This is a genomic window from Pseudomonas sp. P106(2024), assembly GCF_057480815.1.
Map to the genome: position 1 here is coordinate 15,013 of NZ_JBLIYU010000008.1, position 14,756 is coordinate 29,768.

Annotated in this window: 11 protein-coding genes; 6 read left to right on the plus strand and 5 right to left on the minus strand. The window is 65.8% G+C overall.

The features are described from left to right. The first annotated feature begins 4 nt into the window (after positions 1 to 4). Positions 5 to 1,006 carry a GlxA family transcriptional regulator gene (locus AC25M7_RS14870; protein WP_051555677.1) on the plus strand — a complete coding sequence of 334 codons (1,002 nt, stop codon included), beginning with the start codon at positions 5 to 7 and terminating at the stop codon, positions 1,004 to 1,006. 38 nt (positions 1,007 to 1,044) lie between these two features. On the opposite strand, the gene AC25M7_RS14875 is transcribed toward AC25M7_RS14870, so the two are convergent. The 5 genes from AC25M7_RS14875 to metH all read right to left on the minus strand — a co-directional run bounded on the left by AC25M7_RS14875 (position 1,045) and on the right by metH (position 8,980). Continuing rightward, positions 1,045 to 1,902: a CAP domain-containing protein gene (locus AC25M7_RS14875; RefSeq protein ID WP_088851617.1), complete on the minus strand. Its 858-nt coding sequence runs from the start codon at positions 1,900 to 1,902 to the stop codon at positions 1,045 to 1,047. Positions 1,903 to 2,178: 276 nt separating this feature from the next. Next, positions 2,179 to 3,333, minus strand: a complete 1,155-nt coding sequence (locus tag AC25M7_RS14880; protein ID WP_486971192.1) for a cysteine desulfurase family protein — start codon at positions 3,331 to 3,333, stop codon at positions 2,179 to 2,181. 164 nt (positions 3,334 to 3,497) lie between these two features. Then, positions 3,498 to 3,977: a DUF2269 family protein gene (locus AC25M7_RS14885; protein ID WP_028690714.1), complete on the minus strand. Its 480-nt coding sequence runs from the start codon at positions 3,975 to 3,977 to the stop codon at positions 3,498 to 3,500. A gap of 1 nt (position 3,978) precedes the next feature. Further along, a complete protein-coding gene (locus tag AC25M7_RS14890; RefSeq protein ID WP_062363287.1) occupies positions 3,979 to 5,091 on the minus strand; it encodes a saccharopine dehydrogenase family protein in 1,113 nt (370 codons plus the stop codon). Positions 5,092 to 5,272: 181 nt separating this feature from the next. Continuing rightward, positions 5,273 to 8,980, minus strand: a complete 3,708-nt coding sequence (gene metH / locus AC25M7_RS14895) for a methionine synthase (protein WP_062363285.1) — start codon at positions 8,978 to 8,980, stop codon at positions 5,273 to 5,275. Between the two features lie 174 nt (positions 8,981 to 9,154). On the opposite strand from metH, the gene AC25M7_RS14900 reads away from it, so the two are divergent. The 5 genes from AC25M7_RS14900 to AC25M7_RS14920 all read left to right on the plus strand — a co-directional run bounded on the left by AC25M7_RS14900 (position 9,155) and on the right by AC25M7_RS14920 (position 14,704). Further along, entirely contained in the window at positions 9,155 to 11,455 is a 2,301-nt protein-coding gene (locus tag AC25M7_RS14900) for a fatty acid cis/trans isomerase (RefSeq protein WP_028690717.1), read from the plus strand. A 190-nt stretch (positions 11,456 to 11,645) separates the two neighbouring features. Continuing rightward, positions 11,646 to 12,680, plus strand: a complete 1,035-nt coding sequence (locus tag AC25M7_RS14905; protein ID WP_486971193.1) for an acyltransferase family protein — start codon at positions 11,646 to 11,648, stop codon at positions 12,678 to 12,680. Positions 12,681 to 12,737: 57 nt separating this feature from the next. Continuing rightward, complete coding sequence (gene nfuA, locus AC25M7_RS14910; RefSeq protein WP_023630602.1) at positions 12,738 to 13,322, plus strand: Fe-S biogenesis protein NfuA; 585 nt, start codon at positions 12,738 to 12,740, stop codon at positions 13,320 to 13,322. Between the two features lie 290 nt (positions 13,323 to 13,612). Then, entirely contained in the window at positions 13,613 to 14,221 is a 609-nt protein-coding gene (locus AC25M7_RS14915) for an SCO family protein (protein WP_028690719.1), read from the plus strand. Next, positions 14,222 to 14,704: a copper chaperone PCu(A)C gene (locus AC25M7_RS14920; RefSeq protein WP_028690720.1), complete on the plus strand. Its 483-nt coding sequence runs from the start codon at positions 14,222 to 14,224 to the stop codon at positions 14,702 to 14,704. It abuts the gene before it with no gap. Positions 14,705 to 14,756 lie beyond the last annotated feature (52 nt).

Below are 14,756 nucleotides of genomic sequence, written 5' to 3' on the forward strand. Positions count from 1 at the left end.
CTGAATGACACCCGACCTGCGCCTGCTGATCCTGCCTTTACCGGAGTTCGCCTTGCTGCCGTTCGGCGCGTTCCTCGACAAGCTGCGCTTCTCCGCCGACGACGAGGACTACAGCCGTCAGCGCTATTGCCGTTGGACCGTGCTCGGGCTGGACCGGGAGCCGGTGGTTTCCAGCAGCGCAGCGATTGTCCAGGTCGAGGCAACCCCTGCGCAGATCCGCTGGGGCGACTACGACCACCTGGTGCTGTTCGGCGGGCGCAATGCCAGTGCCACGGCGGCCTTGGCACCGCGCTACAAGGCCCTTTTGAAGCAGGCGAGCAAGGCCGGGGTGAAGCTGGTGTGTGTCGACAACGCGGCCTTCCTGTTGGCGGCCTGCGGCCTGCTGGACGGTCATCAGGTGGTGGTGCACTGGCGCCATGAAGCGGAGTTTCGCCTGGCCTTTCCCCGCGTGCGCCTGTTGACCGGGCAGCTGTTCTGCTTCGACGGTGAGCGCATCACCTGTGCCGGCGGCACGGCGGCCATCGACCTGGCGGTGGAGCTGATCGCCCGCGCCAGTGGCCGTGCCCGGGCGCTGAAGGGCCTGGCCGACATGCTGGTGGACGAAAGCCGGGACAGCCAGCACGCCTTGCGTTCGCTGGAGGCCGGCGCCGGGCAGGCACGCCAGGTGCAGCGGGCCACGGCGCTGATGCGCCATCACCTGGCGACGCAGCTGCCGGTGGAGGTATTGGCGGCAGAACTGGGCATCAGCCGGCGCCAGCTCGACCGCCAGTTCCAGGCTTGTCATGGCATGAGCGCCAAGGCCTGGTGGCAGGAGCTACGCCTGCAGCAGGCGCGCTGGCGCTTGCTCAACTCCAGCCACAGCCTGGCGCAGATCGCCGATGAAGTGGGGATGGGGGATGCCAGCTACCTGGGCAAGTGGGTGCGACGGCGGTTTGGTTGCACGGCGCTGGCGTTACGCAGGTCCGAGCTGGACTCATCGCGGGGCAAGCCCGCTCCCACGCCTTGACCCGCAGCGTGGGAGCGGGCTAGCCCCGCGATGCAGGTTTACTGCGGCGTACCGAACAACCCCGTCCAGTAGATCCCGGCATCGCTCTTCGGATCCACCGCATACGCCGCTCCCAGTTCACGGAAGTCCGGGTTCATCAGCGTGGCGCAGTGCCCTGGGCTGGCCAGCCAGCCATCGACCACCTTGCGCGCGGTGTCGCGCCCGGCGGCGATGTTTTCGCCGATCTGCCGGTACAGGTAGCCGGCCAGCTCAGCCCGGTCGCCCGGAGTACGACCATCGCGGTCGAGATGATCGAAGAAATTCTGGTTGGCCATGGCCCGGGTGTGGTTGGCGGCCACACCCGCCAGGGTGGCGTTCCAGGCCAGCGCGGGGGCGGCGGCGAACGGCTGGCCGCCGCACTGGCGGGGCAGCTGGCGTGCGGCGTTGATCTCCTGCAGCAGCTTCTGGCCTTCGGCCTGCCAGTCGCCCAGGCGGGCACTGAGCAGCGGCCGGGCCAGGACGATGCGCCAGTCTCGGCCCTCCTGGCTGACGCCGATGTCGACGAACTGCGGGTCGAGCACCACTTGGCAGAAGCTCTCCTCGATGGCCTTCATCGCCGCCTGGGCGTCCCGCGGGCCGGACAGGCTGATGGCCTGGACATTGACCATCGGGTAGGCGGCGCGGGTCATGGCCTGCTGCAGGTCGCGGGTGCCTTCGGGCGACAGCGCCAGGCGGGTGTCGCTGTTGAGCGGCGGCAGCTCCAGCGAGGCTTCGCCACCACAGCGCTGGGCTTGGCTGCGGTAGACGTTGATCGTATCGATCAGTTGCGCCTCTTCACCGGTGAAGGCCTGGGCGCTGGTCGCGGCGAGCAGGCCCAGCGTCAGGCCGATGAGGCAGGCAACGGATGGGACGCGCATGTGGATCTCCCTGTAACTGGCAGCGTCTGGATCTGCGCTGCCCATCCTACACAACGGCAAGGCTTTTGGCCTGGCCATGTGCAGCGTGAAAAAGCGGGCCTTGGCAATTGAATGCGGTTGGCAAAAGAGGGAGTAGACCGCCGGTCGGCAAAAAAGTGCGATCGTTGTTGGCGCGCTATTGCTTGAAGGTACGGAAGAAGGTTGTGACCCTGCGGTCAACAGGGAGAACCGGCCGTATCACCGGCACCCTGTTGACCAGCAGGGGGGGCGGCGTGCCTACCAGAGTGCCACCGCGGCAGCTCCAACAACCCGGCCGAACACCGCCAGCGCCGTGTCCACGTCCGCCTCGCTGGTGTAGCGCCCGAGGCTCAGGCGCACGCTGTTGCGCGCCTGGCGCTCGTCGAGGCCGAGGGCCAGCAGCACGTGGGACGCCGCGTTGCTTGCCGAGTTGCAGGCCGAGGTGGTGGACAGCGCCAACTCGCCGGCCAGGGCCAGGCTGTTGAAGCCCTTGGCGTCGATGCACAGGTTGAGGGTGTGGGGAATGCGCTGCACCGCGCAGCCGTTGAGCGTGACCCCAGGCAGGGCCAGCAGACCGTCGCGCAGGCGTCGGGCGAGCTGCTCCAGGCGCTGGTATTCGGCCTCGCCGGGTTGGCCGGCCAACTCGAACGCGCTGCCCATGCCGACGATCTGGTGGGTGGCCAGGGTGCCGGAGCGCAGGCCGCGCTCATGGCCGCCACCGTGCATCTGCGCACGCATGGCCGTGCGGGCGCGGGCGCCGACGTAGAGGGCGCCGATGCCCTTGGGGCCATAGACCTTGTGCGCCGAGAACGACATCAGGTCGACGGCCTGGTGCGCCAGGTCGATGCGGACCTTGCCCACCGCCTGCGCCGCGTCCACATGCAACAGGGCGCCATGGTCGCGGACCAGCTCGCCGATGCGGGCGAAGTCGGTCACGGTGCCCAGTTCGTTGTTCACCGCCATCAGCGACACCAAGCGCGTATCCGGGTGCAGCGCGGCCTGCACGGCTTCGGCCTGGATCAGGCCATGGGCGTCCGGCGCCAGGCGGGTCACCGTCCAGCCCTGGCGCTCCAGTTCGGCGGCGGTGTCGAGGATGGCCTTGTGTTCGAGCTGGCTGGTCAGCAGGTGGCCCGGCTGCGCGAAGGCCTGGGCGATACCCTTGAGTGCCAGGTTGTTGGATTCGGTGGCGCCGGAGGTCCAGACCAGATCATCGGGCTGGGCGCCTACGCGCTCGGCCACCTGGCGGCGGGCCTGCTCGACGGCCTCGCGGGCGGCCTGGCCATGGAAGTGACTGCTGGAGGCGGGGTTGCCGAAGTTGGCTTCGCGGCCCAGGCAGGTGAGCATGGCAGCGATGACCTGGTCATCGACCGGAGTGGTGGCGGCGTAATCGAAGTAGAGCGGGGTGCTGGGCATGATCGCGGGCGGGTCCGTGCGTGGACGCCGCCTGTCGGCATCCATGGACATCATCCTAGGCAATTGCCGATATGAATGTTTTTCCTTTTTCCCGTGCCAGGGCGATACTCGAAAAAAATTCTATGCTTTTTCGCTATGTACTTAGAATATTTTTCTTGCGAGGGTCAGAGCCATTGCCACGGTGCCTGCTTGGTGATCATCACCAGCACGATCAGGAACATGCCGGCAAACCCCGCCACCCCCATCCACAGCCAGGGGCGGTACAGCCGCTGATAGTCTTCACCCAGCGCGGTGTCATGCTTGACGGCCTGGGCAGCAAGGCGCTGCATGCGCGTCTGCAACAGCAGCACCGGCAGCCACAGGGCGCCCACCGTGAAGAAGATCAGCAGCGCGCCCTGCAGCCAGTCGGCGGACCATGGCATGCCGGTCATGCTGACCATGGCGTAGCCGGTCAGCAACTGCAGGACCCCGGCGGGCGTGGTGATCCAAGCATCGAAGCGCACCACCATCCTCGCCACGGCGGCGATCACCCGTGGATCGCGGCTGCGGTTCGCGGCGATCAGGTACAGGTACGAGCCCATGCCAAAACCGAACAGAAACACCGCGGCGATCACATGCAGGTACTTGAGCAGCAGGTAGCTCATCTCAGCCTCGTCCGTGCTGGAAGCTGACGCAGTAGCGCACCTTGTCCGGTTCGCCGATGGCCGCCAGGTACTGCTCGACACTGATCTCGCCGACACAGGGGCGGGCGCCTGGGGCCGGGGCGTAGCCCTCGATCACCCTGGCCATCAGCGCCACCGCCGCGCAGCTGGGGATTTCCGGGCCCTTGTCGTCACTGGCGCTGACCTGTGCCTGCAGGCGCAGTGGTTGGCCCTGCATGTCCAGGCCGCGGACATCCAGGTACATCGCACTCATGCCATCGCCAAAACGCTCGAAATGGCCGCCCAGGCGATGCAGGCGCCGCGCCCAGGGCAGCGGGTCGCGCACCAGGCCGTGCTTGACCAGCAACGCCAGCGCGGCATTGGCCAGGCCGCCGGCCATGAGCCCGGCGCCGGCCTTGAATGCCAGGTCACGGGCGCCGTAGCGCTCGGCGAAGATGTCCATGTCCGGCACATCGACGTTGTTCAACAGGCGCCAGCCCAGGCCGGGCAGGTGACGCAGCTGCAGGCCGAGCCAGCCGTCCACGGCGTGCGGGCGCCCGTCGCGCCACTGGCGGATCGGCCGGCCAGCGTAGGCCAGCACGCCTTCGATGGTGGACAGGCCGGGCATCTTCGCCGAGGAGGAAATACCGTGCTCGATGCGCTCGATGCGGCTGAAGTGATGGCGCTGCTCGTCGAGGATCGCCGACGACAGGCTGGGCACCGAGCTGCAGCCGCTGAGCAGCGCGACATTGGCCGCTCGGGCGCGGGCGTCCAGGCGCTCGATGCCGTTGACGAACACCCGGCAGTCGGAGAGGTCGCAATAGTTGGCGCCCGCCTCGATGCAGGCTTCGGCCACGCTGTAGGACTGGCCCTGGAAGGGGCCGCCGGTGTGGATCACCCAGTCGATGCGCAGCGCGCGCAGGGCGTCGGCAAAGCCGGGAGCCATGGCGTCGCCGCACCAGCGTTCGCTGCCACTAAGCTGTGTGGCCAGTTGGGCAAGGCTGTTGGCGTTACGGCCGGCGATCACCAGTTGCACGGCGGGCATCTGCTGCAGGTGGCGGCAGATGATCCGGCCGAAGTTGCCGTAGGCGCCGATCACCAGGATTCTGCGGGACATGCGGGGGTCCTTGTGCATGTGTCGGGAGGTTCACGCGTTCCCTGTGTAGGAGCGGCCTCGTGTCGCGAAAGGGCCGCGCAGCGGCCCCAGCGATATTTGCATCAACACTGAGATCCTGGGGCTGCCATGCAGCCCTTTCGCGACACGAGGCCGCTCCTACAGGGGTAGTGCAGAGCTGGCGTCAGCCCTCGTAGCCCAGGTTCGGCGCCAGCCAGCGCTCGCTGACGCTGATGTCCTGGCCCTTGCGGGCGCTGTACTGCTCGATCTGGTCCTTGTCCACCTTGCCCACGGCGAAGTACTGCGCCTGCGGGTGGGCGAAGTACCAGCCGCTGACCGCCGCCGCCGGGAACATGGCGAAGTGCTCGGTGAGGAACACGCCGCTCGGACCAGTCTCGCCGATGGCGGTGCCGTCGAGCAGGCGGAACAGGGTTTCCTTCTCGGTGTGGTCCGGGCAGGCCGGGTAGCCAGGTGCCGGGCGGATGCCGCTGTACTGCTCCTTGATCAGCGCCTCGTTGTCCAGGTGCTCGTCCTTGGCATAACCCCAGTGCTCCTTGCGCACCTGCTCGTGCAGCCACTCGGCGCAGGCCTCGGCCAGGCGGTCGGCCAGGGCCTTGACCATGATCGAGCTGTAGTCGTCGCCCTTGTCCTGGTAGGCCTTGGCCACTTCCTCGGCGCCGATGCCGGCGGTGGTGATGAAACCGCCGACATAGTCGGTCACGCCGCTGTCCTTCGGCGCGACGAAGTCGGCCAGGGACCAGTTCGGCTTGCCGTCGGGCTTGATGGTCTGCTGGCGCAGGTGGTGCAGGGTGGCCAGAGTGTCACCGTTGTCGCCGTACACTTCGATGTCGTCGTGTTCGACCTGGTTGGCCGGCCAGAAGCCGAACACCGCGCGGGCGCTGATCAGCTTTTCGTCGATCAGCTTGTCGAGCATCTCGCGGGCGTCCTTGTACAGCGCCGTGGCGGCCTCGCCGACCACTTCGTCGGTGAGGATGCGTGGGAACTTGCCGGCCAGGTCCCAGGAGATGAAGAACGGCGTCCAGTCGATGTACTCGGCCAGGGTGCGCAGGTCGATGTCCTCCAGCACCTTGACGCCGGTGAAGGAGGGCACCGCGGCCTGGTAGGCGGCCCAGTCGTACTGTGGCTTGGCGGCGATGGCCTGGGCGTAGCTCAGGCGCTCTGTGCGGGCACTGCGGTTGGCGGTGCGCTCGCGCACCTCGACGTATTCCTGGCGGGTCTTCTCGACGAAGCCGCTCTTGAGTTCCTTGGACAGCAACTGGGTGGCCACGCCCACCGCGCGCGAGGCGTCGGTGACATAGACCACAGCGTCGTTGGCGTACTTGGGCTCGATCTTCACCGCCGTGTGCGCCTTGGAGGTGGTGGCACCACCGATCATCAGCGGCAGGTGGAAGTCCTGGCGCTGCATCTCGCGGGCGACGTGGACCATCTCGTCCAGCGACGGGGTGATCAGGCCGGACAGACCGATGATGTCGCATTTCTGCTCGCGGGCGGTTTGCAGGATCTTCTCGGCCGGGACCATCACGCCCATGTCGACGATGTCATAGCCGTTGCAACCGAGCACCACGCCGACGATGTTCTTGCCGATGTCATGCACGTCGCCCTTGACCGTGGCCATGAGGATCTTGCCCTTGGCCTCGGGCTTGTCGCCTTTCTCGGCCTCGATGAACGGGATCAGGTGGGCCACGGCCTGCTTCATCACCCGGGCGGATTTCACCACCTGGGGCAGGAACATCTTGCCGGCGCCGAACAGGTCGCCGACCACGTTCATGCCGCTCATCAGCGGGCCTTCGATGACTTCGATCGGGCGCGCCGACTGTTGGCGGCACTCTTCGGTGTCTTCGACGATGTAGGCGGTGATGCCCTTGACCAGCGCATGCTCGAGGCGCTTGTCCACCGGCATCGAGCGCCATTCTTCGTTCTCGACTTCCTTGGTGGCGCCGCCGCCCTTGTAGTCGTCGGCAATCGCCAGCAGGGCGTCGGTGCCGTGCGGGGTGCGGTTGAGCACCACGTCCTCGACCTTCTCGCGCAGGGCGGCGGGGATTTCGTCGTAGATCTCCAGCTGGCCGGCGTTGACGATACCCATGGTCAGGCCGTTCTGGATCGCGTGGTAGAGGAACACCGAGTGGATCGCCTCGCGCACCGGGTTGTTGCCGCGGAACGAGAACGACACGTTGGACACGCCGCCCGAACTCAGGGCATACGGCAGGTGGTCGCGGATGTAGGCGCAGGCCTCGATGAAGTCGACGGCGTAGTTGTTGTGCTCGTCGATGCCGGTGGCGACGGCGAAGATGTTCGGGTCGAAGATGATGTCTTCCGGAGGGAAGCCCACCTCGTTGACCAGGATGTCGTAGCTGCGCTGGCAGATCTCTTTCTTGCGCGCGGCGGTGTCGGCCTGGCCGACCTCATCGAAGGCCATCACCACCACGGCGGCGCCGTAGCGCTTGCACAGGCGGGCGTGGTGCTTGAACTGCTCGACGCCTTCCTTCATCGAGATCGAGTTGACGATGCCCTTGCCCTGAATGCACTTCAGGCCCGCCTCGATCACCTCCCACTTGGAGGAGTCGATCATGATCGGCACCCGGGAGATGTCCGGCTCGCCGGCGATCAGGTTGAGGAAGCGGACCATGGCGGCCTGGGAGTCGAGCATCCCTTCGTCCATGTTGATGTCGATCACCTGGGCCCCGGCCTCGACCTGCTGCAGGGCGACTTCCAGGGCCTCGGTGTAGTTCTCCTCGCGAATCAGCCGGGCGAACTTGGCGGAGCCGGTGATGTTGGTGCGCTCGCCGACGTTGACGAACAGCGACTGGCGATCGATGGTGAACGGCTCCAGGCCCGACAGGCGGCATGCCTTGGGGATGTCCGGAATCGCGCGCGGCTTGTACTTGGCGACCGCCTCGGCGATGGCCTGGATGTGCGGCGGGGTGGTGCCGCAGCAGCCGCCGATGATATTGAGGAAGCCGCTGGCGGCGAACTCCTCGACCACCGCGGCCATTTCCGCCGGGGTCTCGTCGTATTCGCCGAAGGCGTTGGGCAGGCCGGCGTTGGGGTGGGCGGACACATGGGTGTCGGCCTTGGTCGCCAGCTCTTCCAGGTAAGGGCGCAGGTCCTTGGCGCCGAGGGCGCAGTTCAGGCCGACGGAGATCGGCTTGGCGTGGCGTACCGAGTTCCAGAAGGCTTCGGTGGTCTGGCCCGACAGGGTGCGGCCGGAGGCGTCGGTGATGGTGCCGGAAATCATGATCGGCAGTTCGACGTCGTCCTCTTCGAACACCTGCTGCACGGCGAAGATCGCCGCCTTGGCGTTGAGGGTGTCGAAGATGGTCTCGATCAGGATCAGGTCGGCGCCGCCCTCGATCAGGCCACGGGTGGCCTCGATGTAGTTCGCTACCAGTTCGTCGAAGGTGACGTTGCGATAGCCCGGGTCGTTGACGTCGGGGGAGATCGAGCAGGTGCGGCTGGTCGGGCCGAGCACGCCGGCGACGAAGCGTGGCTTGTCCGGGGTCTCGAGGGTCTTGGCGTCGGCCACCTGGCGGGCGACGCGCGCGCCCTCGACGTTGAGCTCATAGACCAGCGCCTCCATGCCGTAGTCGGCCTGGGATATCTGCGTGGCGTTGAAGGTGTTGGTCTCGAGGATATCGGCGCCGGCGTCCAGGTAGGCCTTCTCGATTGCGGCGATGACATCCGGGCGGCTGAGCAGCAGCAAGTCGTTGTTGCCCTTAACATCGCTTGGCCAATCGGCGAAGCGCGTGCCACGATAGTCGTGTTCCTCGAGGCGGTAACTCTGGATCATAGTACCCATGCCGCCGTCGAGGATCAGGATGCGCTCTTTGAGTGCTTTCTGGAGTGCTTGGTAACGAGCGCTGCGGTCGGACATAGGAACTACCTGGTCGGGCGAATATCAGAAGGTGCCGAATAATAACAAAGCTGCACGGATTTTAGGCGTATCGCCCATTTGCATGAATTTCCCTCATGTTGGCGCGGCGCCCCCAACACCTCAGGACCCGCCAGGCACATCGTGATGGCTTTCAAGAACCAGGACATTCGGCACATGTTGCATCGCATACTTGCCAGCGCCTTCGCCCTGCTCCTCAGTGGCGCGGCGTTCGGGCAGGCCCCCCAATCGAGCCCGACGATTTCATACACCCGGGATATCCAACCGATCTTCACCGAGAAGTGCGTGGCCTGCCACGCCTGCAACGATGCAGCCTGCCAACTCAACCTGGGCAGCGCCGAGGGCGCCGAACGCGGCGCTTCCAAGGTGCCGGTCTACCAAGGCGAACGCAGCCAGGCGGTGCCCACCACGCGGCTGTTCTACGATGCCCGCGACGAAGCCGGCTGGCGCAAGCAGGGTTTCTACTCGGTGCTGGACAAGCAGGGCAGCCAGGCGGCGTTGATGGCGCGCATGCTCGAACTGGGCCACAAGACCCCGCTCACGCCCAATGCCAAGCTGCCCGAAGAGATCGTCCTGGGGCTCAACCGCAACAACATGTGCCCGCTGCCCCACGAGTTCGACGCCTACGCCGGCGCCCACCCGAAAGAGGGCATGCCGCTGGCGGTCACCGGCCTGACCGACCAGGAGTATCAGACCCTGCAGCGTTGGTTGGCAGCCGGGGCTCCGGTCGAAAAGACGCCAATCCAGCCCAGCGCGGTCGAGGCGAAGCAGATCGCCGACTGGGAAGAGCTGCTCAACCGCCCGGGCTCTACCGAGGCGCTGGTCGGCCGCTGGCTGTACGAGCACCTGTTCCTCGCGCACATCCACTTCGTCGGCGGTGAGCCCGGACACTTCTTCCAATGGGTGCGCTCGCGCACGCCGAGCGGCCAGCCGGTGGACCTGATCGCCACCCGCCGGCCCAACGACCCGCCGGGCACCGATTTCTACTACCGGCTGATTCCGGTGCAGGGCGTGATCGTCCACAAGACCCACATCACTTACCCGATGGGGCCGCAGAAGCTCAAGCGGGTCAAGCAGCTGTTCTACAGCGGCGACTGGCATGCCTCGTCGCTGCCCGGCTATGGCCCGCGCCACCGCGCCAACCCGTTCGAGACCTTCGAGGCGATCCCGGCGGTGGCCCGCTACCAGTTCATGCTGGACAACGCCGAGTACTTCGTCCGCACCTTCATTCGCGGCCCGGTGTGCCGCGGGCAGATCGCCACCGACGTGATCCGCGACAACTTCTGGGCGCTGTTCCAGGAGCCGGCCCACGACCTGTACATCACCGACGCCAAGTACCGGGGCGAGGCCACGCCGTTGCTTGCGATGCCCGGGCAGATCGATGACGTTGGCAGCGTGCTGAGCCTGTGGCACGCCTACCGCGACAAGCGCAACGAGTACGAGGCGCTGCGTCGTGAAGCCTATGCCGAGCAGCCGGCGCCAAGCTGGTCGACCCTGTGGGCCGGCAACGACAACGCACTGCTGAGCATTTTCCGCCACTTCGACAGCGCCTCGGTGACCAAGGGCCTGATCGGTGACGTGCCGCTGACCATGTGGCTGTTCGACTACCCGCTGTTCGAGCGCACCTACTATCAGCTGGCGGTGAACTTCGATGTGTTCGGCAATGTCTCGCACCAGTTGCAGACACGGCTGTACTTCGACCTGATCCGCAACGGCGCCGAGATCAACTTCCTGCGCCTGATGCCTGCGGGCAAGCGTGGCGAGATCCTCGGCGACTGGTACCAGAACAGCGGCAAGGTGAAGATGTGGATGGACTACGAGGACATCGACACCAGCACTCCGAGCGCGCTGAAATTGGACAAGCACGATCCCAAACGCGACTTCGGCCTCAAGCTGCTGCAACGCACCGGCAGCCTGAACGCCGCGCCGGATCCGATCAACCGCTGCCAGGGCGCCTATTGCTCGCGGTCCGGCCTGCCCACGGAGTTCCGTGACGCCGAGCAGTCGCTGAGCCGCCTGGTGTCGCGCCCGGCGGCAGGGCTCAAGGTGATCGGGCAACTGCCCGAGGCGACCATGCTGCGCATCGAAGGGCAGGGCGGCCAGCGCCAGGTCTACAGCCTGCTGCGCAATCGCGCGCACAGCAACGTGGCGTTCCTGCTTGGCGAGGCCTACCGTTACCAGCCGGGGCTGGACACGTTGACCCTGTACCCGGGCGTGCTCAGCAGCTATCCCAACTTCATCTTCAACATCCCGGTGGCCGATGTGCCGGAGTTCGTCGAGGACATGGAGGCGGCGCGGGACGACACGGCGAAGTTCGAGCGCATCGTCATGCGCTGGGGCGTTCGCCGCAGCCACCCCGAGTTCTGGCGCTACTTCCATGACCTGAACAGCTACATCAAGGAAACCGAGCCGGTAGAGGCCGGCGTGCTGGACATGAACCGCTACGAGAACCTCTGATCGGTTGGCCTGATCTTTTCGGCACCCATGCGGTCGGAATCGATGGGTAGGCCCTGGCGCTGCTTTGCAGCCCATCGCCGGCAAGCCGGCTCCCACAGACGTGCGCTATCCCAGTGGGAGCCGACTTGCCGGCGAAACGAGCGCGAAGCGCTCGCCGGGCCTCAATGCATCGACGATCGCAGGGTTTTTCATGCTGTACTCGCTTCAGGCTCTCCGGGCATTCGCCGCCTGGGTGGTGGTCTGCCACCACTTCATGCAGATCTTCTTCGACTTCAACGCTACCGGCCCTGTCGGCCAACTGCTCGCCGATCGCGGCGCGGTAGGGGTGGACATTTTCTTCGTCATCAGCGGCCTGGTGATCTACCTTTCGACCCGCGACAAGGACATCGCGCCCGCGCAGTTCCTGCTCAATCGCGTCCTGCGCATCGTGCCTGCCTACTGGTTCTACACCCTGCTGATGGCCGCGCTGATGCTGGTCGCCAGCCGCTGGATGCCGCACCAGGTGTTCGAATGGCAGCACCTGCTGCTGTCGCTGCTGTTCATCCCGGCGGAGAATCCGGGCGGCTACGGCCTGTACCCGACCCTCAACGTCGGCTGGACGCTGAACTTCGAGATGTTCTTCTACCTGCTGTTCGGCCTGGCGTTCCTGGTGCGCCAGCGCCATCACCTGCTGCTGGTGACGGGGGCGCTGCTGCTGGTCAGCGAGGTGCTGGCCCGCCTCGGCGTGCTCAGCCGCTTCTACAGCAACGACATCGTCTACGAGTTCCTGCTGGGCATCGGCCTGGGCGTGCTGTACCGCCGCGGGCTGATTCGCCAGGGCCTGTGGCTGCCATTGGGGCTGCTGGGTGTGGCGGGGTATGCGCTGTATCACCTGGACGCCTCGCAACGCCTGTTGCACTGGGGCCTGCCCAGCGCCCTGGTGGTACTGGCGTTCATCGCCCTGGAGCGCTACTTCAAGGGCAACCGAGTGCTCAAGGCGCTGGGCGATTGCTCCTATTCGGTGTACCTGGTGCATGTGCTGGTGCTGTACGGCGGGCTATTCGCCAGCGAACACCTGTACTTGAACCCGTACCTGGTATTCGCCTTGTGCGTACCGTCAATCGGACTAATGTCGTGGCTTAGTTACCACTGGCTGGAGCGTGGCCTGTACGGGCGGCTCAAGGCCGGATTCGCGGGGCGTGGCGCCGTGGAGCCTGCGCTGGTGCTATCCCGAGTCAAATACTAGGACTTTGTTCGAGGGCCGGGTTGGCGTACACTGCCGGCAAGTCTGTGAGGAACTTCCATGAGCGCTATAACCATTACCGACGCCGCCCATGATTACCTGGCCGATCTGCTCTCCAAGCAGAACACGCCTGGCATCGGCATCCGTATCTTCATCACCCAGCCGGGCACCACCTACGCCGAGACCTGCATCGCCTACTGCAAGCCAGGCGAGGAGAAGCCCGACGACCAGCCGGTGGGCCTGAAGAGCTTCACCGCCTACCTCGACGCGGTCAGCGTGCCGTTCCTCGAGGACGCGCTGGTCGATTACGCCACCGACCGCATGGGCGGCCAGCTGACCATCAAGGCGCCGAACGCCAAGGTGCCGATGGTCAACGAAGACAGCCCGATCAACGAGCGTATCAACTACTACCTGCAGACCGAGATCAACCCCGGCCTGGCCAGCCACGGCGGCGCCGTGAGCCTGGTGGACGTGGTCGACGACGGCATCGCCGTGCTGCAGTTCGGCGGTGGCTGCCAGGGCTGCGGCCAGGCCGACGTGACGTTGAAGGAAGGCATCGAGCGCACCCTGCTCGAGCGCATTCCGGAGCTCAAGGGCGTACGTGACGTGACCGACCACAGCCAGAAGGAAAACGCCTACTACTAAGGCGTCTTTCCAATCGCGGGGCAAGCCCGCTCCCACGCCTAGGGCATACCTGGGGCACAGCGTGGGAGCGGGCTTGCCCCGCGATGCTTTTCAGGTGTGTGCATTGACCCCTAGCAACAAAGTGTTACGGATTCAACCCCTGCGACAACCGGTCGCGCCCCGTAAACAAAGGGCTGCAGCCCGATTGGTCGGATGTCGGGTGGATGGTGCGGGGGGAGCGTGACAGAATGCCCCGGTTTTCTGGCCGGCCCATCCCAGGGGTCGGCACCTTCCCTGTAAAGGATGGTTCCATGAATGATCTGTTGACCCGGCGCGCGGTTGTCGCCGGGATGGGCGTACTGGGGCTTGGCCTGCTGGCGGGTTGCAACCCGGCCCGGGGTCTGGATTTCAAGTACGGCAAGAACATGAGCAACGAGATCCTAGGGCGCAAATTCAAGCTCAAGGACACTCAAGGCAACGAGCGCACCCTGTCGAGCTTCTACGGCTCGATGCCGATGATCTTCTTCGGCTTCACCCAGTGCCCGGCGGTCTGCCCGACCGCGCTGGCGCGGATCGTCCAGATCAGGAAGATCCTCAGGGGCCGTGACCGCGAGCTGTTCCAGCCGGTATTCATCACCCTGGACCCGGAGCGCGACACCCCCGAGGTGCTCGACGCCTACGCCAAGGCCTTCGACCCGTCGATCGTCGCCCTGACCGGCACCCCCGAGGAAATCGCCGAGGTGGCCCGCGAGTTCAAGGTGTTCTACGAAAAGGTCCCGGCCGGCGACACCTATACCATCTCTCACTCATCCACCAGCTACGTCTACGATACGCGTGGCACCCTGCGCCTGAGCCTGGGCCATTCCCTGAATGCCAAGGAATGCGCCGAAGATCTGGTCACCCTGATGGAGATCTGCTGAATGTCGATGCAACCGATCAAACGCGGCCTGGCCGCCCTGGCCCTGCTGGGCATGGCCCTGCCGGCTTTCGCCCAGACCACCGTGAGCGACGCCTGGGTCCGCGCCAGCGTGCCGCACCAGCAGTCGACCGGCGCCTTCATGACCCTGACCGCCAGCAGCGACAGCAAGCTGGTGAGCGTCGCCTCGCCCGTGGCCAAGACCGTGCAGGTGCACGAGATGACCATGAACGGCGATGTGATGGGCATGCGTGAAGTGAAGGCGGTCGATCTGCCGGCGGGCAAGGCGGTGAAGTTGGACCCGAACGGCTACCACGTGATGCTGATGGGCCTGAACCAGCAGGTGAAGGAAGGCGAGCAGGTGCCGCTGACCCTGACCATCGAGGATGCCAAGGGCGCCAAGGAAACCCTGCAGGTGCAGGCGCCGGTGCGTGCGCTCAACGCCGAGGCTGGCGGCGGGCATGACCATATGCACATGAACCACTGATACAGCCACCATCTCGGGTCAAGCCCGCTTCCACGCGATCGGTGGGAGCGGG

Excerpts from the sequence above, each read along its gene's own strand:
- nfuA (WP_023630602.1), top strand. The coding sequence starts at position 12,738 with ATGAGCGCTATAACCATTACCGACGCCGCCCATGATTACCTGGCCGAT.
- AC25M7_RS14900 (WP_028690717.1), top strand. The coding sequence starts at position 9,155 with ATGTTGCATCGCATACTTGCCAGCGCCTTCGCCCTGCTCCTCAGTGGC.
- AC25M7_RS14880 (WP_486971192.1), bottom strand. The coding sequence starts at position 3,333 with ATGCCCAGCACCCCGCTCTACTTCGATTACGCCGCCACCACTCCGGTC.
- AC25M7_RS14875 (WP_088851617.1), bottom strand. The coding sequence starts at position 1,902 with ATGCGCGTCCCATCCGTTGCCTGCCTCATCGGCCTGACGCTGGGCCTG.
- AC25M7_RS14915 (WP_028690719.1), top strand. The coding sequence starts at position 13,613 with ATGAATGATCTGTTGACCCGGCGCGCGGTTGTCGCCGGGATGGGCGTA.
- AC25M7_RS14870 (WP_051555677.1), top strand. The coding sequence starts at position 5 with ATGACACCCGACCTGCGCCTGCTGATCCTGCCTTTACCGGAGTTCGCC.
- AC25M7_RS14890 (WP_062363287.1), bottom strand. The coding sequence starts at position 5,091 with ATGTCCCGCAGAATCCTGGTGATCGGCGCCTACGGCAACTTCGGCCGG.
- AC25M7_RS14920 (WP_028690720.1), top strand. The coding sequence starts at position 14,222 with ATGTCGATGCAACCGATCAAACGCGGCCTGGCCGCCCTGGCCCTGCTG.
- AC25M7_RS14905 (WP_486971193.1), top strand. The coding sequence starts at position 11,646 with ATGCTGTACTCGCTTCAGGCTCTCCGGGCATTCGCCGCCTGGGTGGTG.
- AC25M7_RS14885 (WP_028690714.1), bottom strand. The coding sequence starts at position 3,977 with ATGAGCTACCTGCTGCTCAAGTACCTGCATGTGATCGCCGCGGTGTTT.
- metH (WP_062363285.1), bottom strand. The coding sequence starts at position 8,980 with ATGTCCGACCGCAGCGCTCGTTACCAAGCACTCCAGAAAGCACTCAAA.